General features: G+C 61.5%; 20 protein-coding genes. 8 read left to right on the top strand and 12 right to left on the bottom strand.

Annotated elements, in window-relative coordinates; genetic code table 11:
* Positions 1 to 75: 75 nt before the first annotated feature.
* Positions 76 to 684 carry an alpha-ketoglutarate-dependent dioxygenase AlkB gene (locus PH547_RS28200; protein WP_104821471.1) on the top strand — a complete coding sequence of 203 codons (609 nt, stop codon included), beginning with the start codon at positions 76 to 78 and terminating at the stop codon, positions 682 to 684.
* A gap of 3 nt (positions 685 to 687) precedes the next feature.
* Here the strand turns inward: PH547_RS28200 and coaA are convergent, their stop codons facing one another.
* From coaA to hisB, 7 genes are read right to left on the bottom strand one after another with little or no spacing between them, the layout of a single operon-like run.
* Complete coding sequence (gene coaA, locus PH547_RS28195) at positions 688 to 1,683, bottom strand: type I pantothenate kinase (RefSeq protein ID WP_104821472.1); 996 nt, start codon at positions 1,681 to 1,683, stop codon at positions 688 to 690.
* Between the two features lie 6 nt (positions 1,684 to 1,689).
* Positions 1,690 to 2,004, bottom strand: coding sequence for a phosphoribosyl-ATP diphosphatase (locus tag PH547_RS28190; RefSeq protein ID WP_104821473.1), 315 nt, complete (start codon positions 2,002 to 2,004; stop codon positions 1,690 to 1,692).
* A 15-nt stretch (positions 2,005 to 2,019) separates the two neighbouring features.
* Positions 2,020 to 2,808 carry an imidazole glycerol phosphate synthase subunit HisF gene (gene hisF / locus PH547_RS28185; protein ID WP_104821474.1) on the bottom strand — a complete coding sequence of 263 codons (789 nt, stop codon included), beginning with the start codon at positions 2,806 to 2,808 and terminating at the stop codon, positions 2,020 to 2,022.
* Positions 2,805 to 3,554: a 1-(5-phosphoribosyl)-5-[(5-phosphoribosylamino)methylideneamino]imidazole-4-carboxamide isomerase gene (gene hisA / locus PH547_RS28180; protein ID WP_104821475.1), complete on the bottom strand. Its 750-nt coding sequence runs from the start codon at positions 3,552 to 3,554 to the stop codon at positions 2,805 to 2,807. Before hisA ends, hisF begins: the two co-directional genes overlap by 4 nt.
* A gap of 25 nt (positions 3,555 to 3,579) precedes the next feature.
* Positions 3,580 to 4,230 (bottom strand): imidazole glycerol phosphate synthase subunit HisH, encoded by a 651-nt coding sequence (hisH, locus tag PH547_RS28175; RefSeq protein ID WP_104821476.1) that lies wholly within the window; start codon positions 4,228 to 4,230, stop codon positions 3,580 to 3,582.
* Positions 4,231 to 4,232: 2 nt separating this feature from the next.
* A complete protein-coding gene (locus tag PH547_RS28170) occupies positions 4,233 to 4,715 on the bottom strand; it encodes a DUF2628 domain-containing protein (RefSeq protein WP_104821477.1) in 483 nt (160 codons plus the stop codon).
* Between the two features lie 26 nt (positions 4,716 to 4,741).
* Positions 4,742 to 5,350, bottom strand: a complete 609-nt coding sequence (gene hisB, locus PH547_RS28165) for an imidazoleglycerol-phosphate dehydratase HisB (protein ID WP_104821478.1) — start codon at positions 5,348 to 5,350, stop codon at positions 4,742 to 4,744.
* Positions 5,351 to 5,564: 214 nt separating this feature from the next.
* Here hisB and hslV point away from each other — a divergent pair, with 214 nt between their 5' ends.
* From hslV to PH547_RS28135, 6 genes are all read left to right on the top strand, one after another.
* Positions 5,565 to 6,092 (top strand): ATP-dependent protease subunit HslV, encoded by a 528-nt coding sequence (gene hslV, locus PH547_RS28160; RefSeq protein WP_104821479.1) that lies wholly within the window; start codon positions 5,565 to 5,567, stop codon positions 6,090 to 6,092.
* A 43-nt stretch (positions 6,093 to 6,135) separates the two neighbouring features.
* On the top strand, positions 6,136 to 7,443 hold the full coding sequence (hslU, locus tag PH547_RS28155) for an ATP-dependent protease ATPase subunit HslU (RefSeq protein WP_104821480.1): 1,308 nt from the start codon (positions 6,136 to 6,138) through the stop codon (positions 7,441 to 7,443).
* 168 nt (positions 7,444 to 7,611) lie between these two features.
* Positions 7,612 to 8,565, top strand: coding sequence for a DUF1402 family protein (locus PH547_RS28150; RefSeq protein WP_104821481.1), 954 nt, complete (start codon positions 7,612 to 7,614; stop codon positions 8,563 to 8,565).
* A 48-nt stretch (positions 8,566 to 8,613) separates the two neighbouring features.
* Positions 8,614 to 10,008 carry a cytochrome P450 gene (locus PH547_RS28145; RefSeq protein WP_104821482.1) on the top strand — a complete coding sequence of 465 codons (1,395 nt, stop codon included), beginning with the start codon at positions 8,614 to 8,616 and terminating at the stop codon, positions 10,006 to 10,008.
* 327 nt (positions 10,009 to 10,335) lie between these two features.
* Positions 10,336 to 12,339 (top strand): hydantoinase/oxoprolinase N-terminal domain-containing protein, encoded by a 2,004-nt coding sequence (locus PH547_RS28140; protein ID WP_285170024.1) that lies wholly within the window; start codon positions 10,336 to 10,338, stop codon positions 12,337 to 12,339.
* A 119-nt stretch (positions 12,340 to 12,458) separates the two neighbouring features.
* Positions 12,459 to 14,627 carry a malate synthase G gene (locus PH547_RS28135; protein ID WP_285170023.1) on the top strand — a complete coding sequence of 723 codons (2,169 nt, stop codon included), beginning with the start codon at positions 12,459 to 12,461 and terminating at the stop codon, positions 14,625 to 14,627.
* Positions 14,628 to 14,891: 264 nt separating this feature from the next.
* Here the strand turns inward: PH547_RS28135 and PH547_RS28130 are convergent, their stop codons facing one another.
* Positions 14,892 to 15,566 (bottom strand): L,D-transpeptidase, encoded by a 675-nt coding sequence (locus tag PH547_RS28130; RefSeq protein WP_104821485.1) that lies wholly within the window; start codon positions 15,564 to 15,566, stop codon positions 14,892 to 14,894.
* 180 nt (positions 15,567 to 15,746) lie between these two features.
* Here PH547_RS28130 and PH547_RS28125 point away from each other — a divergent pair, with 180 nt between their 5' ends.
* Entirely contained in the window at positions 15,747 to 16,235 is a 489-nt protein-coding gene (locus PH547_RS28125; protein ID WP_104821486.1) for an MmcB family DNA repair protein, read from the top strand.
* A 3-nt stretch (positions 16,236 to 16,238) separates the two neighbouring features.
* Here PH547_RS28125 and PH547_RS28120 read toward each other — a convergent pair whose 3' ends face one another.
* The 4 genes from PH547_RS28120 to lhpI form a co-directional block, all read right to left on the bottom strand.
* Entirely contained in the window at positions 16,239 to 16,826 is a 588-nt protein-coding gene (locus PH547_RS28120; protein ID WP_104824929.1) for an ActR/PrrA/RegA family redox response regulator transcription factor, read from the bottom strand.
* A gap of 74 nt (positions 16,827 to 16,900) precedes the next feature.
* A complete protein-coding gene (locus PH547_RS28115) occupies positions 16,901 to 18,238 on the bottom strand; it encodes an ActS/PrrB/RegB family redox-sensitive histidine kinase (protein ID WP_104821487.1) in 1,338 nt (445 codons plus the stop codon).
* 2 nt (positions 18,239 to 18,240) lie between these two features.
* The gene (gene hrpB, locus PH547_RS28110; RefSeq protein WP_104824930.1) at positions 18,241 to 20,709 is read right to left on the bottom strand and encodes an ATP-dependent helicase HrpB; all 2,469 of its coding nucleotides are present in this window, start codon (positions 20,707 to 20,709) and stop codon (positions 18,241 to 18,243) included.
* A gap of 5 nt (positions 20,710 to 20,714) precedes the next feature.
* Positions 20,715 to 21,665, bottom strand: a complete 951-nt coding sequence (lhpI, locus tag PH547_RS28105; protein ID WP_285170022.1) for a bifunctional Delta(1)-pyrroline-2-carboxylate/Delta(1)-piperideine-2-carboxylate reductase — start codon at positions 21,663 to 21,665, stop codon at positions 20,715 to 20,717.
* Between the last annotated feature and the right edge of the window lie 506 nt (positions 21,666 to 22,171).

Below are 22,171 nucleotides of genomic sequence, written 5' to 3'. Positions count from 1 at the left end.
CGGAGGTGAGGGGCCATGCACAAAGACGCGGCAATGGCGCACTTCCCTGACGATCACCAATCTTGGAAAATATCGATGCTCCTACCCAACGGAATTCGCCATCTTCCCGGTTATCTCGACCGCTCCACTCAGGAAGCGCTGGTCGAGACCATCCGCGCCGTTGTCGCCGAGGCGCCGCTTTACACCCCGGTCATGCCCGGCACCGGCAAGGAAATGTCCGTGCGCATGACCAATTGCGGCCCGCTGGGTTGGGTGACGGACAAGCAGCGCGGCTATCGTTACCAGCAGAACCATCCGGTGACTGGCAGGCCCTGGCCGGGGATTCCGCAACAATTGTTTGATCTCTGGAGCAATATAGCGGGCTATGAAAAGCCGCCGGAAGCCTGCCTGATTAATTTCTACGATGACGATGCCCGCATGGGCCTGCATCAAGACCGCGACGAACAGGATTTGGCGGCGCCCGTGCTGTCGATCTCGCTCGGCAACGCCTGCCTCTTCCGCGTCGGCGGCCTTAACCGCAATGATCGTACGCTATCTTTCAAGCTTTCCAGCGGCGATATTGTCCTTCTCGGCGGAAAAGGCAGGCTTTGCTTCCACGGCGTCGACCGCATCTATCCGGCGACCTCGACTCTGCTGAAAAACGGCGGCCGGATAAACCTAACCTTAAGGCGGGTGAACCCGTAACTTCTAAAGCTTCCTCAACGCCACCTGTTCGATCAGATGATTCCTGCCTTTCTGCAGGATGAGATCAGCGCGCGGGCGGGTGGGCAGGATGTTTTGGCGCAGGTTCTTCAGGTTGATGTTCTTCCACAGTCCTTCGGCGGTCGCGATTGCCTCTTGTTCTGTGATCGAGGCGTAGCGGTGGAAGAAGGAGTTGGGGTCGCGGAAGGCGGTTTCGCGCAGCTTCATGAAGCGGGCGACGTACCAGTTGTGGATCAGATGCTCGTCGGCATCGATATAGATCGAGAAATCGAAAAAATCGGACACCATCGGCACGATCTTGCCATCCGCCGGCAGATGCCGCGATTGCAGGACGTTGATGCCTTCGAAAATCAGGATATCCGGCCGGTCGACGGTTTTGTATTCGTCCGGCAGCACGTCATAGACGAGATGCGAATAGCAGGGTGCTTTGACGTCCGGCTGCCCGGCCTTGATCGCCGAGAGGAAGCGCAGGAGTGCTGCGGTATCGTAGCTTTCCGGAAAGCCCTTGCGCTGCATCAGGTTGCGGCGCTGCAATTCGGCATTCGGAAATAGAAAGCCGTCGGTCGTTATCAGGTCCACTTTCGGGCTCGACGGCCAGCGGCGCAGCAATTCCTTCAGGATACGGGCCGTAGTGGATTTGCCGACGGCGACGGAGCCGGCGATACCGATGACGAAAGGCGTCTTGGCGACGTCGGAAAGACTGAGGAACCGATTGCGCTGCTCGAACAGGATCTGCGAGGATTCCACATGCGAGGACAGAAGGCGCGATAGCGAAAGGTAGATGCGTCGGACTTCATCGAGATCGATCGGGTCGCCCATGGAGCGCAGCCGCGTCACTTCATCGGCGGTCAGCGTCAGCGGCGTATCGGCTCTGAATTTCGACCACTCGTCCGAAGAAAAGAAATAATAGGGCGAATAGGCTTTCGCCTCAAATATATCGAGTGTCTCGTGCGCAGGCAGGGTTTGGGTCGCTATCGTCATCGCATTCTACCGGCTGGCCTTCTCCTGAAGGCCGGATTGAGCGGTGCGCCTTTCGAGCTCACCCATGACATTCTGCAACGGAATGCCTGCAATCTTCAATACGACCATAAGGTGATAAAGCAAATCGGCTGCCTCGTAGGTGAGATTGTCGCGATCGCCGGTCACCGCCGCCATGACGGCTTCGATCGCTTCCTCGCCGAGCTTCTTTGCCGCCTTTGGCTGACCGGCGGCGAAAAGCTTTGCCGTCCAGGATTCCTCCGGCGAAGCCTTGGAGCGCTCGTCGACGATTCTTTCGAGGTCGGAAAGGGTAAATCCGCTCATCCGTCCTATCCCTTCCTAATCGAGCCGCATGGCGATGCCATGCTCTGACATATAGTGCTTCGCTTCGCCGACCGAATAGGTGCCGAAGTGGAAAATGGAAGCCGCCAGCACGGCCGTCGCATGGCCTTCCTTGATGCCGGCAACGAGATCGTCGAGATCGCCGACGCCGCCGGAGGCGATCACGGGCACACGTACCGCATCGGCAATTGCCCGCGTCAGCTCCAGATCGTAGCCGACCTTGGTGCCGTCTCGATCCATGGAGGTGACGAGCAGTTCGCCGGCGCCGCGCTCGACCATCTTGCGGGCAAAATCGACGGCATCGATGCCGGTCGCGTTGCGGCCGCCATGGGTATAGATCTCCCAGGCGCTCATATTGTCGCCGCCGAGTGCCTCGGTACGCCGCCGCTTGGCGTCGATCGAGACGACGATGCACTGATTGCCGAACTTGTCGGCCGCTTCGGCGACGAAATCAGGATTGTTGACCGCCGCCGAATTGATCGAGACCTTATCGGCGCCGCAAAGCAGCAGCTTGCGGATATCCGCGATGGTGCGCACGCCGCCGCCGACCGTTACCGGCATGAAGCATTGCTCGGCGGTGCGGGCCACGACATCGAAGATCGTCTCCCTGTTGTCGGAAGAGGCGGTGATATCGAGGAAACACAGCTCGTCCGCACCGGCGGCGTCGTAGGCCTTGGCGGCTTCGACGGGGTCGCCGGCATCGACGAGGTTGAGAAAGTTGACGCCCTTGACGACACGGCCGTCCTTGACGTCGAGGCAGGGGATGACGCGGGCTTTCAGGGTCATTGCGCGATCTCCTTCGCCTTGGCCGCCTTGATCAGCGCCAAGGCCTCCTTCGGATCGATCCGGCCATCATAAAGCGCGCGGCCGGAAATCGCACCTTCCAGTTTGCGGGCATCTGGCTGGATCATGCGGCGGATATCATCAAGCGAGGCAAGGCCGCCGGACGCGATGACGGGAATGGAAACGGCATCGGCCAGTTCCAGCGTCGAAGCCCAGTTGATGCCGGTGAGAATGCCGTCGCGGTCGATATCGGTATAAATGATCGCGGCCACGCCTGCGCCTTCGAATTTTTTCGCCAGTTCGATGACGCCGAGTTCGGAGGCTTCCGCCCAGCCTTCGACCGCCACCTTGCCGCCCTTGGCGTCGATGCCGACGGCGATATGGCCTGGAAATCTCCGACAGGCTTCGACGACAAGCGCCGGATCGCGCACGGCGACAGTGCCGAGAATGACGCGGGCAAGCCCGCGTGTCAGCCAGTTTTCGATATGGTCGAGCGTACGGATGCCGCCGCCGAGCTGCACAGGGTTTTTCGTCGCCTTGAGAATGGCGTCAACGGCCGCCCCATTGACGGTCTCGCCGGCGAAGGCGCCGTTGAGATCGACGACATGCAGCCATTCGAAGCCCTGGTCTTCAAAGGCTTTCGCCTGGGCGGCGGGATCGGGATTGTAGACGGTCGCCTGCTCCATGTCGCCGAGCTTCAGGCGCACGCACTGGCCGTCCTTGAGGTCGATGGCGGGAAAGAGAATCATGTCTTTGTCCTTAATGCGCGAAGCGTCACGGCTTCCAGCGCATAAAATTGGCAATCAGGGCGAGGCCGAGCTTCTGGCTCTTTTCCGGATGGAACTGCGAGCCGGCCATGTTGTCACGGCCAACGAAGGCGGTCATCGCTCCGCCATAACTGGTCGTGGCGATGACATCGTCGGCATGGTCGGCGGCCAGATGATAGGAATGCACGAAATAGGCATGCAGCCCCTCCGATCCGGTCGGAATGCCGTGGAAGAGCGGGTGCGGGTGTCTGAGATCCAGCGTGTTCCAGCCGATCTGCGGGATTTTCAGCGTGGGATCGCCGGGCGTCATCTCCTTGACGTCGCCCTTGATCCAGCCGAACCCCTGCGTGATCGTCTTTTCCAGCCCGCGCGACGACATGAGCTGCATGCCAACGCAGATGCCGAGGAAAGGGCGGCCCTTGTGTTCCACGACATCAATCACCGCATCCGCCATGCCGGAAACGGCGTCGAGCCCACGGCGGCAATCGGCATAGGCGCCGACGCCCGGAAGCACGATGCGATCGGCGGTGGCGACACGCTCGGCATCGTCAGTCAGATCGATTTCAGCGTCGATACCGGCTTCGCGGGCGGCGCGTTCAAAGGCCTTGGTGGCCGAGCGCAGATTGCCTGAGCCGTAATCGATAATCGCGACGCGCATGATCAGCGTCCTCCGTCATAGCCGGGAAGACCGAAAGACGGTCCGCCCCGGCTTGGGCTATTGTTTGGAGAGGTGGGGATATCCCAATCGTTTGAACGGATATTCTCCTCGGCCTTCGGCTCAGTCGTAGTGAAATGGATCTCTTCGGCCGTCGCCAGATTGGGCGCCGAAACCAAGTCTTCCGTCTTCCAGCCGCCTGCAACGAGGCTCCGATACGCGGCGTGGTTGCCTTCAAGCGCAGCCAGGACATGCACGCCGAGCAGGATCGCGATGCCGGCGGCAAAAAACTCCGGCCGGCGGATCAATTCCAGGGCGATGCCCTGTAGCAGAAAGGCGGCGATGGCCTGCAGCCACAGCCGGTGAAAAAGCATCCATAGTGTCGGAAACAAAAATGCGGTCCAGGAAAAACCGTCGCGGATGAAGCGCGTGCTCACCTGGTTTTTGTCCGGTCCTCCGGGTGGCGTCAAAATCAAATAGCTTGCCATCTCTTCACTTTCCCCATGACGGGGGCTCAGGCGAGGGTGCCCTTTGTCGAGGGCACACGGCCTGCCTGCCGCGGATCAATCTCGGTTGCCGTGCGCAGTGCGCGGGCAACGGCCTTGAAGCATGTCTCGGCAATATGGTGATTGTTGGCGCCATAGTGGTTGAGGATATGCAGCGTGATGCCGGCATTCTGCGCCAAGGCCTGGAAGAATTCGCGCACCAGCTCGGTATCGAAAGTGCCGATCTTCGGGGCGCTGAAGGCAACATTCCAGACGAGGAAGGGCCGGCCGGACAGATCGACGGCCGCCTTCGTCATCGTTTCGTCCATGGCGAGATCGATCGAGGCGTAGCGGGTAATGCCGCGCCGGTCGCCCAGCGCCTTGGCAATGGCCTGGCCGATGGCGATGCCGGTATCTTCGACCGCGTGGTGATCGTCGACATGCAGATCACCCTTGGTGTCGATCTCCATATCGATCAGCGAATGTCGCGAAAGCTGCTCCAGCATATGGTCGAAGAAGCCGACGCCCGTCGAAATCGTCGACTTGCCACTGCCGTCGATGTTGACGGACACGGAGACCGAAGTCTCATTGGTCTTGCGGGAAACGCTTGCCGTGCGGCTCGCTGCGGTCTCTGCCATGGTTGCTCCATCGGGATTGACGGCCGTTCCTTATCAGGCACATCGGCAAATATCCAGAAGTTAAGTCAGTATAGACTTATCTAGCCGGCTTACATGCATCATTCCGAAATAACGGGCATTTGCAATCGTAAAAAGCCCTCTTACATAGGGCTTGACGGGGCCGAAACGCGGCCCGGCAGAAAGCCCGCCAAAATGGGGGCAAACAGGTGTTTATATGACGACAATTGTAACTATTCGTAAGGGCGGCAAGGTGGTGATGGCTGGCGATGGCCAGGTGAGCCTCGGCCAGACCGTAATGAAGGGCAATGCCCGCAAGGTTCGCCGCATTGGCAAGGGTGACGTGATTGCCGGTTTCGCCGGTGCGACCGCCGATGCCTTTACGCTGCTAGAGCGGCTGGAAAAGAAGCTCGAACAATATCCCGGTCAGTTGATGCGCGCCGCCGTCGAGCTTGCCAAGGATTGGCGTACGGACAAATATCTGCGCAACCTCGAAGCCATGATGCTCGTCGCCGACAAACAAGTGACGCTCGCCGTCACCGGCAACGGCGATGTGCTTGAGCCGGAACACGGCGCCATGGCGATCGGCTCCGGCGGCAATTTTGCGCTCGCCGCGGCGCGCGCGCTGATGGATACCGACAAATCGGCCGAGGACGTTGCCCGCCGCGCGCTCGATATCGCCGCCGACATCTGTGTCTACACCAATCACAATGTCGTGGTCGAAACGCTCGACTCCGAAGCCTAATTCCTCTCTTGATTGTTTCTAGCCCTGACGGGAAGCACACGAAATGACCACTTTTTCCCCCCGCGAGATCGTTTCAGAACTCGACCGCTATATTGTCGGCCAGCATGAGGCCAAACGCGCCGTGGCGATTGCGCTGCGCAACCGCTGGCGCCGCCAGCAGCTCGAGCCCGATCTGCGCGACGAAGTCATGCCGAAGAACATTCTGATGATCGGCCCGACCGGCGTCGGCAAGACGGAAATCTCCCGTCGCCTCGCCAAGCTTGCCGGCGCGCCCTTCATCAAGGTGGAAGCGACGAAATTTACCGAAGTCGGCTATGTCGGCCGCGATGTCGAACAGATCGTCCGCGATCTCGTTGAGGTCGGCATCGGCCTAGTGCGTGAAAAGAAGCGCGCCGAAGTGCAGGCGAAGGCGCATATGAGCGCGGAAGAGCGGGTGCTCGATGCCCTCGTCGGCTCTACGGCCTCGCCGGCAACGCGCGACAGCTTCCGCAAGAAGCTGCGCGAAGGCCAACTGGACGACAAGGAAATCGATATCGAAGTCGCCGACACGGGCTCCGGCATGCCCGGCTTCGAAATTCCCGGCATGCCCGGCGCCAATATCGGCGTCCTCAACCTGTCCGAAATGTTCGGAAAGGCCATGGGCGGCCGCACCAAGAAGGTGCGCACCACGGTGAAGGATTCCTACAAGGAACTGATCCGCGACGAATCCGACAAGCTGATCGACAACGAGGCGATCCAGCGCGAAGCGGTTCAATCGGCCGAGAATGACGGCATCGTCTTCCTGGACGAGATCGACAAGATCGCCGCCCGCGATGGCGGCATGGGCGCCGGCGTTTCCCGCGAAGGCGTGCAGCGCGACCTGCTGCCGCTGGTCGAAGGCACCACGGTTGCGACCAAATATGGCCCGGTGAAGACCGATCACATCCTCTTCATCGCCTCGGGTGCGTTCCATGTGTCGAAGCCTTCGGATCTCCTGCCGGAATTGCAGGGCCGTCTGCCGATCCGCGTCGAACTGAAGCCTTTGAGCAAAGAGGATTTCCGCCGTATCCTGACGGAGCCGGAAGCCAGCCTCATCCGCCAATACAAGGCGCTGATGGAGACGGAAAACTTGAAGCTCGATTTCACGGATAACGCGATCGACGCTTTGGCCGATGTCGCTGTGCACCTCAACTCCACTGTCGAGAACATCGGCGCCCGCCGCCTGCAGACAGTGATGGAGCGTGTACTGGACGATATTTCCTACAACGCTTCGGATCGTGCCGGCGTGTCGGTGACCATCGACGCCGACTATGTGCGCGAACATGTTGGCGATCTCGCCACCAATACCGACCTGTCGCGCTTCATTCTCTAATGGAATTAAGCCGGTGACGGCATCTTGACATATTAAGCACTCGACAGCGGGCCGTTAACTTTTTAGTTAAGGCCCGCTTCTTTGCGTGGGAATGGCTTTATTCGGCCAAGATTGTCCGTCAGGCAGCCGCATTGAAACATCGGATGAAACTTCGACAGGGCAGCCATCGTGCGACGCATTCTGATCACCCTTCTTCTGGCGGTTGTCAGCCTCTCCTGGACTCCGGCCTATGCGGATGCAGCGGCCATGGTGCCGCCGGGCAACCGCAACGCCGAGCAGCCGGCAATCCCTGGTGCCTCCGTGCGCCGTACCAAGGGCACGAATTCGACCTTCGAGCGCAAATACCAGAAGGTTCACGAACTGCTGGCGACCGATACCAAGCTCATGTCGAAGATCAAGTCGACGGCGCGCGCCTACGGCATCGACCCCATCCACATCATCGGCGCGCTGGTCGGCGAACATACCTATAATGTCGACGCCTATGACGGCCTGCAGTCCTACTACGTCAAAGCCGCCTCCTATGCCGGCCAGAGCTTCCGCTTCGCCTATGACGGCGAAGACGTCGATGATTTTGTCGCCCGGCCGCAATTCGATGCCTGCAAGGGCAAGAGGGATTCCTACAGCCTCTGGACCTGCCGCGAAGATGTCTGGGAAAGCGATTTCCGCGGCAAGAAGGTCGGCGGCAAATCCTTCCCCGACAACCGTTTCAGCGCCGTGTTCTTCCAGCCCTTCTATGCCGGCCAGACCTTCGGCCTCGGCCAGGTCAATCCGCTGACGGCGCTGGAGCTCTCCGATCTCGTCAGCAGCACGTCGGGCATTCCGAAGCTGGATGAAAAGGACGCCGGCAGCGTCTACAAGGCCATCATGGATCCGGATCTGTCGCTCGCCTTCGTTGCGGCCTCGATCCGCAAGTCGATCGATGACTACCGTTCGATCGCCGGCATGGACATTTCGGGCAATCCGGGCATCACGGCGACGCTCTACAATGTCGGCAATTCCCGCCAGCGGGCCGCAGCGCTCGCCGCCAAGAACCGTGGGGCCGGACAACCGGTCTGGCCGGAGGAAAATTACTATGGCTGGCTTATCAATGATAAGCTGGACGATCTGAAGTCGCTGCTTTAAACTTCGGGAGCCGTCGCGAAAATAAGGTTTTCGAGGAGATTGGATCTCATGGACATGATCCCGGAAGCCTTTTCCCCACCAGCCCCGACCCCGCGTACCGTCCCGCCATCGCGTCTGACGATCATCCGCACCATCCTGCGCAATCCGCTGGAATTATGGGGTGAGCCTTCCTATACGCTGCCATGGATCATGACGCGCTTCTTTCGCGAGCACACGCTGATCGTCAATGATCCCGGCCTGATCAAGCATGTGCTGGTCGACAATGCCTCCAATTACCGCATGTCGGATATCCGCCAGCTCGTGCTCCGGCCAATCCTGCGCGACGGCCTGCTGACGGCGGAAGGCCAGGTCTGGAAGCGCTCGCGCAAGGCCGTCGCGCCGGTTTTCACGCCGCGCCATGCCCAGGGCTTTGCCGGCCAGATGCTGAGCCAGAGCGAAGCCTATGTTCGCAAATACGAGGAGGCCGGCAGCGATGGCAAGGTTTTCGACATCGCCATCGATATGACCGAGCTTACCTTCGCCATCCTCGCCGAAACGCTGTTCTCCGGTGAGATCGTCACCGAAAGCGGCCATTTCGCCGATGACGTCAACCAGCTTCTGCATCGCATGGGCCGCGTCGACCCGATGGATCTTCTGCGCGCGCCTTCCTGGGTGCCGCGCGTCACCCGCATCGGCGGCCAGAAGGTGCTCGACAAGTTTCGCGGCATCGTCCGCAAGACGATGGATCTTCGGCTCGACAAGATGCGTAGGGATCGGGCCAGCGCTCCCGACGATTTCCTGACGCTGCTGTTGGAAAAGGCCGGCCCCGACGGCCTGACCATGGAGGAGATCGAGGACAACATCCTCACCTTCATCGGCGCCGGTCATGAGACGACGGCGCGGGCGCTGGCCTGGACGCTCTACTGCGTCGCCAATACCCCGCATATCCGCGAGGTCATGGAAGCGGAAATCGATCTGGTGCTCGCCACCGGCGCCGAGCCCGTCGCCTGGCTCGACCTGATGCCGAATGTCCGTGCCGCCTTCGAGGAGGCGATGCGCCTCTATCCGCCGGCGCCATCCATCAACCGCGCCTCGATTGCTGACGATGAATGGATAAGCCCAAGCGGGGAGCGCGTGGAGATCCCGGCCGGGATCACCGTACTGATCATGCCTTGGACACTGCATCGCCATGCGCTTTATTGGGACAAGCCGCGTGCCTTCATGCCCGAACGCTTCCTTCCGGAGAATCGCGGCAAGATCAACCGCTTCCAGTACCTGCCCTTCGGCGCCGGCCCCCGCGTCTGCATCGGCGCCACCTTTGCCCTTCAGGAAGCCGTCATCGCCCTTGCTGTCATGATGCACCGCTTCCGTTTCGATGTGACCGATCAGACGAATCCCTGGCCGGTGCAGAAGCTGACGACCCAGCCGCAAGGCGGGCTGCCAATGCGGGTGACGAGGCGGTAGGGGCGCTGCGGGCACGGGATTATCTCGCCCCTGGCGGGCGAGAAAGCAATTTCACTGGCTTAGGAATTGCGGCGCAGAAGCTGCTACGCATTAAAAATGCTTAGCGCAATTTCTAAGCCATTGAAATTGCAAGAGAGGGGGTCAGTTTCTTGTTCAGACAAATTTCTAAATTTCGTGCGTCCCTACCTACCCCCGCTCTTGCAAAAACTAAGAATTAGACGGGGACAAGCCCCCGCCTAATCCTAAGTTTTTGCTTTCTCGCCCGCCAAGGGCGAGATAGGCTCCGCGCTTGCCGCCTCACTCATCTCCTCAAGGGTAAATTGATCTGTGACATCTCATTTCCTGCTCGGCATCGACACCGGTGGAACCTATACCGATGCCGTTCTCTTCCATGAAACCGACGGCGTTGTTGCCAAGGCGAAATCGCTGACCACGCGGCATGATTTGGCCGTCGGCATTGCCGGCGCTGTCGATGCGGTCATCGCCAAGGCGGCCATCCCCGTTTCCGCTATCGGTCTCGTATCGCTGTCGACGACGCTTGCCACCAACGCGCTGGTCGAAGGGCAGGGCGGCCGCGCCGGACTGGTAATGATCGGCTTCGGCCCCGATGATCTGAAGCGTGACGGCCTGGCCGAGGCGCTGGGGACCGATCCAGTGGTGTTTGTACCCGGCGGACACAGCGTCCATGGCAACGAGAACCCGCTTGATCTGGCGGCGCTCGAAGCGATGCTGCCGGAGCTTTCGAAGAGCGTTTCGTCCTTCGCGATCGCTGGCTATTTCGCTGTGCGGAATCCGGCTCATGAAATCCGTGTGCGTGACTGCATCCGCGAGATTTCCCATCTGCCGGTCACCTGCAGCCATGAACTCTCCTCCAAGCTTGGCGGCCCGCGCCGGGCGCTGACGACGCTTTTGAACGCGCGGTTGGTGTCGATGATCGACCGGCTGGTCGGCGCCTGCGAAGGGTTTCTGGCCACGCGCGGCATCGCGGCGCCGATGATGGTCGTGCGCGGTGATGGCGCGCTGATCTCGGCCGCAGAAGCTAAGCTCCGTCCAATCGAGACCATCCTTTCTGGACCTGCGGCGAGCCTTGTCGGCGCACGCTATCTGACCGGCCTCGACGATGCCGTGGTGTCCGATATCGGCGGCACCACCACGGATGTCGCTGTGATGGAGGCCGGCCGGCCGCGGCTCGATGCCGACGGTGCGGTGGTCGGCGGCTATCGCACCATGGTCGAAGCGGTCGCCATGCGCACCTATGGCCTTGGCGGTGATTCCGAAGTGAAGATCAACGATCGCGGTCTTGTCGCCGCCTTCGAACTCGGGCCGCGCCGCCTGCTGCCGCTCAGCCTCGCAGCCCATGTACACAGCCAGGCCGTCATCGGTGTGCTGGAGCAGCAGCTTCGTGCGCCGCATCTCGGCCGCCACGCCGGCCGCTTTGCCGTGCGCACCGGCGTACCGGATCATCTTGCGAGCGGCTTGCAGCCGTCGGAACAGGCGTTGTTCGACAAGATCGGCAGGGTACCCCTGCCGCTCGACCAGCTTCTGACCTCGACGTCGCAGAAAGCGACCCTGGACCGCCTGGTTGCCCGTGGCCTGGTGCATCTCTGCGGCCTGACGCCGTCAGACGCAATGCATGTGCTTGGGCGGCAAAGCCAGTGGAGTGCGGAAGCCGCCCGGTTGGGTCTCGCGCTGGCAATGCGGTTGAAGGACGGCTCCGGCCGCCCGATTGCCGACTCGATAGAGGAGCTGGCGCAAAAGATCGTCGGTCGCCTGACCCGGCAGTCCGCCGACGTGATCCTGGCCGCCTGCCTGGCGGAGGACGGCGTTACCCATCTCGATCCGGCCAAATCGATCTCGATCGACCGCGCGCTTCGTCGCGCACGGGGCATCGCCCGTTTTGCCGTTTCGCTCGATCGCCCTCTGGTCGGCCTCGGCGCTTCCGCCCCCGTCTATTACCCTGCCATCGCCGAGATGCTGGCAAGTGACAGCGCCATTCCCGCTGATTCGGATGTGGCCAACGCGATCGGCGCCGTCGTCGGCCAGGTTCGCACCAGCGCCACGGTATTCGTCACCATGCCCGAGGATGGCATCTATGTGCTGAATGGCGCGGGCGAGACTTTGCGGTTCACTGACGAGCAAAAGACTTTTTCTCTGGCGCGGCAGCGGGCAATCGAGGTGGCGACGGCGCAAGCGCGCTTGAATGGTGCCGAAGATCCCGTCATCGCCGTGGAAGAACAGGTCGATGCGCCTGAGATCGAGGGCAATCGCAAGCTGGTCGAGGCCCGCTTCATCGCCACCGCCAGCGGCCGCCCGCGCATAGCCGCCGACTGATTATTTCCATAAATGCACAAATCTTTCGAACTATTGCCAAATTGACGGAGAGCCTAACCGCCCGCAAACTGGCAGCATGTAAAAATTGAGCCGTAGAACGGCCGTGAGGAGTGATTGGTATGAGCCGCATTGACAAGAACGGGCTTCAGATTGAGCCGGTGCTTTATGATTTCCTCGTCAAGGAGGCCCTGCCAGGCTCCGGCGTCGACCCGGATACCTTCTTTGCCGGCTTCTCGGCGATCGTGCACGACCTCGCGCCGAAGAACCGCGATCTGCTCGCCAAGCGCGACCGGATGCAGGCTGCCTTGGATGATTGGTATCGCAAGAACGGCGCGCCGGTGGACATGGCCGCCTACGAAGCCTTCCTGCGCGAGATCGGCTACATTATTCCCGAAGGCCCGGCCTTCTCGGTCTCGACCGCCAATGTCGATCCCGAAATCGCCTCTATCGCCGGCCCGCAGCTCGTCGTTCCCGTCATGAATGCCCGCTATGCGCTGAACGCCGCCAATGCGCGCTGGGGTTCGCTTTACGATGCGCTCTACGGCACCGACGCCATCCCTGAGACCGACGGTGCCGAGAAGGGCAGGGGCTACAATCCGAAGCGCGGTGAAAAGGTCATCGCCTGGGTGCGTGATTTCCTCGATACCGCCGCGCCGCTTGCCGGTGCGAGCTGGAAGGACGTCACCGGCTTTACTGTCAAGGACGGCGCATTGGCGATCGCAACGAAGAGCGGTGCTACGGCTTTGGCCGATGCTGGGCACTTCGCAGGCTATCTCGGCGACGCCAGCGCTCCCTCGCATATCCTGCTGAAGAACAATAGCATCCACATCGAGATCGTCCTCGATGCCGGCACCGAGATCGGCAAGGCCGATGCGGCTGCTATTTCTGACGTCCGGCTGGAATCGGCGATCACCACGATCATGGACTGCGAAGATTCGATCGCTGCCGTCGACGCCGAGGACAAGGCCGAAGTCTATCGCAATTGGCTCGGCCTGATGAAGGGCGACCTGACGGAGGAAGTTTCCAAGGGCGGCAAGACCTTCACCCGCCATCTCAATCCGGATGTGACCTACACGGCGCCAGATGGCGCGAGCTTCGAGCTGCATTGCCGCTCGTTGATGCTGGTGCGCAATGTCGGCCACCTCATGACCAATCCGGCGATCCTCGACCGCGACGGCCATGAAGTGCCTGAGGGCATCATGGACGCCATGATCACCGGCCTGATCGCGCTCTATGATATCGGGCCGAACGGCGGACATAAAAATTCCCGCGCCGGCTCCATGTATGTCGTCAAACCGAAGATGCATGGCCCGGAAGAGGTCGCCTTCGCCGTCGCGATCTTCTCGCGCGTCGAAGATGTGCTCGGCATGCCGCGCAACACCATCAAGATGGGCATCATGGACGAGGAGCGCCGCACCACGGTCAATCTCAAGGAAGCAATTCGCGCTGCCAGCGAACGCGTCGTCTTCATCAACACCGGCTTCCTCGATCGCACCGGCGATGAGATCCATACCTCGATGGAGGCGGGCCCGATGATCCGCAAGGGCGACATGAAGCAGGCAGCCTGGATCGCGGCTTATGAAAACTGGAATGTCGATATCGGTCTGGAATGCGGCCTTTCCGGTCACGCGCAGATCGGCAAGGGCATGTGGGCCATGCCGGACCTGATGGCGGCGATGCTGGAGCAGAAGATCGCGCATCCGAAGGCCGGCGCCAACACCGCCTGGGTGCCGTCACCGACGGCCGCGACGCTGCATGCGACCCACTATCACCGCGTCAACGTCGCTGAGGTCCAGCAGGGCCTGAAAAGCCGGGCTCGCGCCAAGCTTTCCGACATTCTTTCCGTTCCGGTCGCGTCCCGCCCGAACTGGACGCCGGAAGAAATCCAGCGCGAGATCGACAATAATTGCCAGGGCATTCTCGGCTATGTCGTTCGCTGGGTCGATCAGGGCGTCGGCTGCTCCAAGGTACCGGATATCAACAATGTCGGCCTGATGGAGGATCGCGCCACGCTGCGCATCTCGGCGCAGCACATGGCCAACTGGCTGCACCACAAGGTCATCACCGAAGCGCAGATCGTCGAGACCATGAGGCGCATGGCCGCCGTCGTCGACCGGCAGAACGCCGGCGACCCGCTCTACAGGCCGATGGCCGGCAATTTCGATGGCTCTATCGCCTTCCAGGCGGCGCTTGATCTCGTCCTCAAGGGTCGAGAGCAGCCGAACGGCTATACCGAGCCGGTCCTGCACCGCCGCCGCATCGAGCTGAAGGCAAAGCAGGCGGGATGACCCCTCCATCTGGGGCCACCTCGATCCTTCGAGGCCTTGTCGCCTGCGCTGGCGCTTTGGCGGCAAGGCGCCTCAGGATGAGGTGGAGAGAGTCTTGCGGCTAAGGGAAGAGATCAGCCCTCATCCTGAGGCGCGCAGCCGAAGGCGAAGCCTCGAAGGACGAGGGCGGGTAGGGCGGTATAATATCGGACCTCAGTTCCCCAAAACAAAAAGGCCGCCGGACATCGATCCCGCGGCCTTTTGAATTCCAAATAATGCCAGCGATTACTGGATCACGACGACCTTGGTGGCGTGACCCGGCAGAACGCGGTTGTAGAGATCGATGACGTCCTGGTTCATCAGGCGGATGCAGCCCGAGGAAGCCGCGGTGCCGATCGAAGCCCATTCCGGCGTGCCGTGCAGGCGGAACAGCGTGTCCTGGCCCTTCTCGTTGTAGAGATACATGGCGCGGGCGCCGAGCGGATTTTCGAGGCCCGGGTTCATGCCGTCATCGACATACTTGGCGATTTCCGGACGGCGGACCGCCATTTCCTTCGGCGGATGCCAGCTCGGCCATTCCTGCTTCCAGGCAACATATGCCGTGCCCGACCATGCAAAGCCCTGCTTGCCGACGCCGATGCCGTAGCGCATGGCTTCGTTGTTGCCGAGGATGTAATAAAGATGGCGCTCGCGGGTGTTGACGATGATCGTGCCCGCAGCTTCGTCAGACTTGTAGGAGACGATCTGGCGGCGGAACTGCGGCTTCACCTTCTGGATCGGGATCGCCGGCAGTTGGAAGCCGTTGTCGCTCGTGACGCCGTAATCATTATCGAACGTCTTGACGGTGTCGGAAGCGGAATTGGCGGTAGCGGTCGGCGTGGCTGCGGCAGTGGTGGCGTAACCAGCCGTGGCAAGCGTTGCGACAAGGCCGAGTGCGGTCATAGCATTGCGGATGCGCATGGAAGTCTCTTGGTGAGTTGTGACAGGGAATGGGATGGTATCAACCATCTTTGACTACGGTTTATTTTCTATTAAATTTAGCTTTGCAAGCTGGTGCGGGGCGACAAAATAGCTCCGCTGCGCAAATTAAAGGGACATGGTTTTTTTGCAACAACGCTTGTTCGGTCCCAGAGGCAATTCATGACGATTTTAAGTGTTTACAATAACAATCCGTTAATAGACGGTCGGCAGTCGGAACGGGCGATGCTTGTACGCAGGGGCGTGCAACTATTACTGCACGAGATGCGCCTTGCCGTCTTGCCGGAGCTGCCGCTCGCCAGCGGCCGCCGCGCCGACCTCATCACGCTTTCCGAAAAGGGCGAGATCTGGATCATCGAGATCAAATCGTCGATCGAGGATTTTCGCGTCGACCGCAAATGGCCGGATTACCGCCTGCATTGCGATCGCCTGTTCTTCGCGACCCACAAGGACGTGCCGCTCGATATCTTTCCGGAAGATTGCGGGCTTTTCCTGTCGGACGGTTACGGCGCGCATATGATCCGCGAGGCGCCGGAGCATCGCCTGCCACCAGCCACGCGCAAATCGGTGACGCTCAATTTTTCCCGCGCCGCCGCCCAGCGGCTGATGCTGGCCGAATGGGCGACGGGTAAGTCTTTTTCGTCTGAATGAAGGTTACTTCGGTGCGCGCTTGGCGAGGATTCGTTGCAGCGTGCGGCGATGCATGTTGAGACGGCGGGCCGTCTCGGAGACGTTGCGCTCGCACATTTCGTAGACGCGCTGGATATGCTCCCAACGCACCCGATCCGCCGACATCGGATTTTCCGGCACCTCGGCCTTTTCGCCCGGCCGTTGCGTCAGCGCCGCATAGACGTCGTCGGCATCCGCGGGCTTGGCAAGATAATCGAGAGCACCGAGCTTCACGGCAGTGACCGCGGTCGCGATATTGCCGTAGCCGGTCAGCACCACGATATGCGTATCGTCGCGCCGCTGCCGGATCGCCTCGATGACATCAAGGCCGGTGCCGTCACCGAGACGAAGGTCGACCACGGCGTATTTCGGTGGCGTGGCCTTGGATTTGGCAACGCCTTCCGCCACCGATTCCGCCGTCTCGACCACGAAGCCGCGCGTCTCCATGGCGCGCGCCAGCCGGCGCAGAAAGGGTCCGTCGTCGTCGACGATCAGCAATGTCGCGTCGGGCCCGATATGGTCCGCCGCGTCCTTGGCCCCCGCATGAGGGTCGGTGAGCTCTTTATCCGTCATCATGTTCAATCCCGGCGGCAGACCGCCTGCATAGTCCTACTGACTTTAACGACCGGTGTTTTAAGCCGTGAAATTCATTTTGTCGAATTACTGTCGATCAACATTCGCGGCCATTCAACACGGATGCGTGCACCCGGCGTTTCAGGGTCGCGATTGCCGAAGGAAAGCTCTGCGCCCGAACGTTCCAGCAGGGTCTTGGCGATGAACAGGCCCAGTCCGAGGCCGCCCGCCGTATCGTCTCGCTGTCGCGTCGTGACATAGGGCTCGCCGATCCGCATCAAGATTTCGGGAGAGTACCCGTTGCCGTCATCCTCGATGACGATTGTCAGCGTATCGGGATTATATTCCACCGTGACGGTCACCTTCTTTCGCGCATAGTCGACGGCGTTTTCGATGAGATTGCCAAGCCCGTACATGATGCCGGCGTTGCGGTTCAGCACGGGTTCGCCGAGGCGCGGGCTCTTTTCGATCAGCTCCAGCTTGATGCCGAATTCCCGATGCGGTGCGATGATCTCCTCCATCATCGACGACAGCGTCAGCCGCCGCATATGCGCCTCGTCCTCGGAGGAGAGCGTCGTCAGCCGCCGCAGGATGTCGCGGCATCGTTCGCTCTGGCTACGCAGCAGCGCCACATCCTCGCGGAAGCGGTCGTCCTGGCTGAGCTCGCGCTCCATCTCCTTGGCGACGACGCTGATCGTTGCCAGCGGCGTGCCGAGTTCATGAGCCGCGGCGGCGGCCAGCCCGTCGAGTTGCGACAGGTGCTTTTCCCGCTGCAGCACCAGTTCCGTCGCCGATAACGCATCGGCAAGCTGCGTCGCCTCCATGGAGACGCGGTAGGCATAGAAGGCGGCAAAGGCCATGGTCGAGGCGATCGAGCACCAGACGCCGAGCTGCATTACGCTATGAACGTTGATCTCGATGCCATCGTACCAGGGCAGCGGAAAAGGCGAGAAGGCAAGGCCCGTGATGCAGATCATCGCCAGCACGATCAGCGCCATGCTGTAGCGGATCGGCTGCGAGGCGAAGGAGATGATGACGGGAACGCAGACCAGGGCGGAAAAGGGATTGGCGAGCCCGCCGGTGATCAAGAGCAGCCCGCAGAGCTGCAGGAGATCGAGGCCGAGCAGCGCAAAGGCAGCCGGCGGCTCCAGGCGGTGCGTTGGCGGATAGCGCAGCGTCAGGAAGAAGTTGATCCAGGCGAGGCAGGCGATCAACACGCAGCAGGCCAGCAGCGGCACGGCAAATTTCAGCCAGAAGGCGACGATCATCACCGTCACCGTCTGGCCGCCGACCGCGAGCCAACGCAGCCGCACCAGCGTCTGCAGCCTGAGCCGCCGGCTGGTGTGGTGATCGTCCTGCGGCTTGGCGTCCGCGTCCGCCATCTTGTCCAATCCTCTGAAGAAACGGGCCATTCTCAGGTACCACGCGGCTTGGCTCTTGTCGTCGGCAAAGCATCAGCCGGATCCTCCGGCCAGGGATGCCTGGGGTAACGCCCGCGCATATCGGCGCGCACGTCTTTCCACGATCCTGCCCAGAAGCCGGGCAGATCACGCGTCGTCTGGATTGGCCGGTGCGCCGGCGACGTCAGTTCCAGCACCAGCGGCAGCCGCCCACCGCCGACGGCCGGATGCTGCTTCAGGCCGAAAAGCTCCTGAACGCGGATCGTCAGCAGCGGTTCTTCGCCTTCATATTGGATCGGATGACGCTGGCCCGTCGGCGCTTCGAAATGCGTCGGCGCCATCCGGCCAAGGTCGCGTTGCAGCTCATGCGGCACCAGCGACATCAACCCGTTGGAAAGCCCGCCGGCCGAGATGTCGGAGAGGCCGCGTGCCTCGGTCTGGAATGGCGTGAACCATTCGTCGAGCCGCGAAAGCAGGGCATCGTCGCTCATATCGGGCCATGGCTCCCCGATCGTCCGGTGCAGGAAGCCGATCCGTTCACGCAATTGCGTCGCCTCTTTTGAAAAGGGCAGGACGGCGAGCCCCAGCTCGCGGATGCCGTCGGCCAGCGCCTTCGCCGCCCGCTCGCCCGATGGTCGAGGCAAGGGGGTCTCCTCGAAGATGATGGCCCCGAGCCGCGTCACGCGCCGCGCCCGCACTTGCCGGCTGGTCTTGTCGAATAGGCTCTGGTCCTCGGTGCGGATCTCTCCCGGCAGATGCTCCTCGACATCAGCACGCGCAATTTCCGCCGCTGCCAAGATACGGCCTTGCGCCGCCCGGCCCGTCAGGTCGGCAATGACAAGCATTTGCGAACCGGCGAGGCGCTCCGTCTCCGGCAATTCGGCGCCGCGCCCGTTCGCCATGACGAAGCGTCCGCGGCCGCCGCGCTGCAGGGCGATGCGATCGGGGAAGGCATGCAGCAGCAATGAACCGGCCAGGACCTGTACTCCTGCGTCCGCAGCCTTGCTGTCGCCTGCCGCTGTCGCCAACCGCCCTGCTAGCCGGCGCGACGCCTCCGCGCGTTCACCCTTTTCCGTCTTGAACCGCCGCAGGCGCTCTTCCAGATCGATGCTTTGCCCGCCGAGCCCCTGTTCCGTCAGCAATACGGCGAGCATCGCCGCCTCGCGTGCCTGGCCGAACTCCGCTGCTGAAATCACCATGGCCGCTAGCCGCGGCGGCAGAGCCAGATCGCGCATCAGCCTGCCGTGTGCCGTCAGCCCGTTCTCCGTGTCCAGCGCCCCCAATTGCCGCAGCAATGCCCGCGCTTCGCCCAGTGTCGTCGCCGGCGGCTGATCGACAAAGGCAAGTGCGGCTGGGTCCTGCACGCCCCAATGGGCAAGATCAAGCGCCAGCCCGGAAAGATCGCTGGACAGAATCTGCGGCGGCGTGAAGGCCGGCAGTGCCGCCGTCTGGCCTGGATGCCAAAGCCGGATCGCAATACCAGGCTCGGTTCGCCCCGCACGGCCAGCGCGCTGATCGGCGGAAGCCCGCGATACCCGCACCGTCTCCAGCCGAGTGATCCCGGTCGACGCTTCGAAAACCGGCAGCCGCTGCAGGCCGCTGTCGATGACGATGCGCACGCCGTCGATGGTGATCGACGTCTCGGCGATCGATGTCGCCAGCACGATCTTGCGCGTGCCTTTCGGCGCCGGCCGGATCGCCGCATCCTGTTCCTTTTGACCGAGATTGCCGTAAAGTGGCGCGATCACTGTCTCCGGCGACAATCGGCCTTCGAGTCTTTCCACCGTGCGGGTGATTTCCGCCTGGCCGGGCAGAAAGGCAAGGATCGATCCCTGTTCCGTCGCATGCGCATCCAGGATCGCCTTGGTTATGGTCTCCTCGATCCGTTCGCCGGCCGGCCGGTCCTGATGGCGGATCTCGATCGGAAAGCTCCGGCCCATGCTTTCGATGATGGGCGGGCGTCCGAGCAGGGCGGCGACACGTTCGACATCGAGCGTCGCCGACATCACGAGGATACGCAGATCCTCGCGGAGCGCCGATTGCACGTCGAGCGCCAGCGCCAGGCCGAAATCCGCATCCAGCGAGCGTTCGTGGAATTCGTCGAAGATGACCGTGGAAACGCCCGATAGTTCGGGATCGTCGAGGATCATCCGCGCGAACACGCCTTCGGTTACCACCTCGATGCGCGTCTTTGCGGAAATGCGATTATCAAGCCGCATACGGTAGCCGACGGTATCACCCACCTGCTCGTTGAGCAGCGAGGCCATGCGCGCCGCCGCAGCTCTTGCAGCAAGCCGCCGCGGCTCCAGCAGGATGATCCTGCCGTCGCCGCGCCAGCCTTGACCAAGTAGATAGAGCGGCACCAGCGTCGTTTTGCCGGCGCCGGGAGGAGCCGACAGAACTGCGCGTCGTTCGTCCGCGAGCGCTGCGCCGATATTGGCGAGCACATGTGAAACCGGCAGTTCGGGCAGCGAAGGTGTCATCGGCGTCACGCCTGCTTGCCCCGCACATGTTCATAGGCAAGGATCGCGCCGGCAAGATCCTCGAGCGCAGCTCCCACCGATTTGAACAGGGTTATATCGTTCTCATTCGTGCGCCCCGGCCGCGTGCCGCGTATGAGCTCGCTGAGCTCCGCGTGGATCGCATCCTCCGTGAGCACGCCGCTTTTCAGCGGCTGTACGATATCGCCGGCTTCCTTCATTGCGCCGGCGCGCGTATCGACGAAGACCTGCGCGCGCTGGATCGCGACGTCATCGGTCTCGCGCATATCCGGCTTGAAACCGCCGACAAGATCGAGATGCGCCCCGGGCTTCAGCCATTCGCCCTGGATAACCGGCGTGTTCGACAGCGTGCCGCAGGAGATGATGTCGGCGCTGCGCGCGGCCGCTTCCAGATCGGTGACGGCTTGTACGTCCAAACCAAACGCACGCGCATCGTCCGCCACCTGTTGCGCCTTGTCGCGATCGCGTCCCCACACGCCGATTCGCGTCAGCTCCCGTCCTTCGGCATGCGCCTGGATCAGGTTGAGCGACAGCCGCCCCGTGCCGCAGACAAGCAATTCCTGCGCATCCGTGCGTGCGAGATAGCGCGCCGCCAACGCCGAGGTGGCGGCAGTGCGCCGCGCCGTGAGCTCCCCGCCATCGATCGCTGCCAGCATTTCGCCTGTCTTGCCGGACGAAAGCAGATAGGTTCCGAAGATTGCGGGCAGGGCGCGACTGGCATTGTCCGGGAAAACCGAAACCATCTTCACGCCCATATATTGCCCCGGCAGCCAGGCCGGCATCAGCAACAGCGTGGCATGGCTCTCGCCGGGAACTTCTATATCATGGTGATGCCGCACCGGCATGACGCAGCCACCGGCAAACATCGTGGCGATCGCTTCGATGAGCGCCGGCCAGGCCAGCGCTGCACGGGTCTGCTCTTCGTCGAGGACCAACATTGTCTGCTCCTTCATTGCTCAGCTTTCTATTAGGTCCTGTGCTATGAACTGGCAATTGGCGGCGCGGACATAGGGCTGACGCGGGTTTTGAAAGCCGACCTCTCGCCTCTCACCCTTTTGAAAGATGGATTCGCCAAAGACCCGTAAAAATGATTCCGGAAAACACCTCAAAAGAGGGCGATTTTCGCGGCCAATTGAATTCACATAGAAATCCCACAATAGAATCAGTCACTTACAAAAATGTCAGAATTTTTACAGTGTTGGTGTTGACTAAGGGAAAGCGGTGGGATTATAAGCCCACTCACTGAACGAGGGCGGCGGCGCTGCTGGCGACGGAGTTTCTCGCTCATGTGTTTCCTTGATTGGCTGCGATGCTGATTTGTGGTTCTGGGCTTTAAGTCTTGGGCTTGAGGGGACGGTTTTGACTGGGGTGACTGGTCGGCTATTTGACAATTGAAGATTGGAAGAAAGAGAAACGTGGGCGGCGAAGCTTGCGGGACCTGAAG

Origin of the sequence: Rhizobium cerradonense (assembly GCF_030182455.1) — a bacterium.
In the GTDB taxonomy this organism is placed as follows: domain Bacteria; phylum Pseudomonadota; class Alphaproteobacteria; order Rhizobiales; family Rhizobiaceae; genus Rhizobium.
The sequence above is the reverse complement of the archived record's forward strand: the minus strand, read 5'-3'. Positions and strand labels throughout refer to the sequence as shown.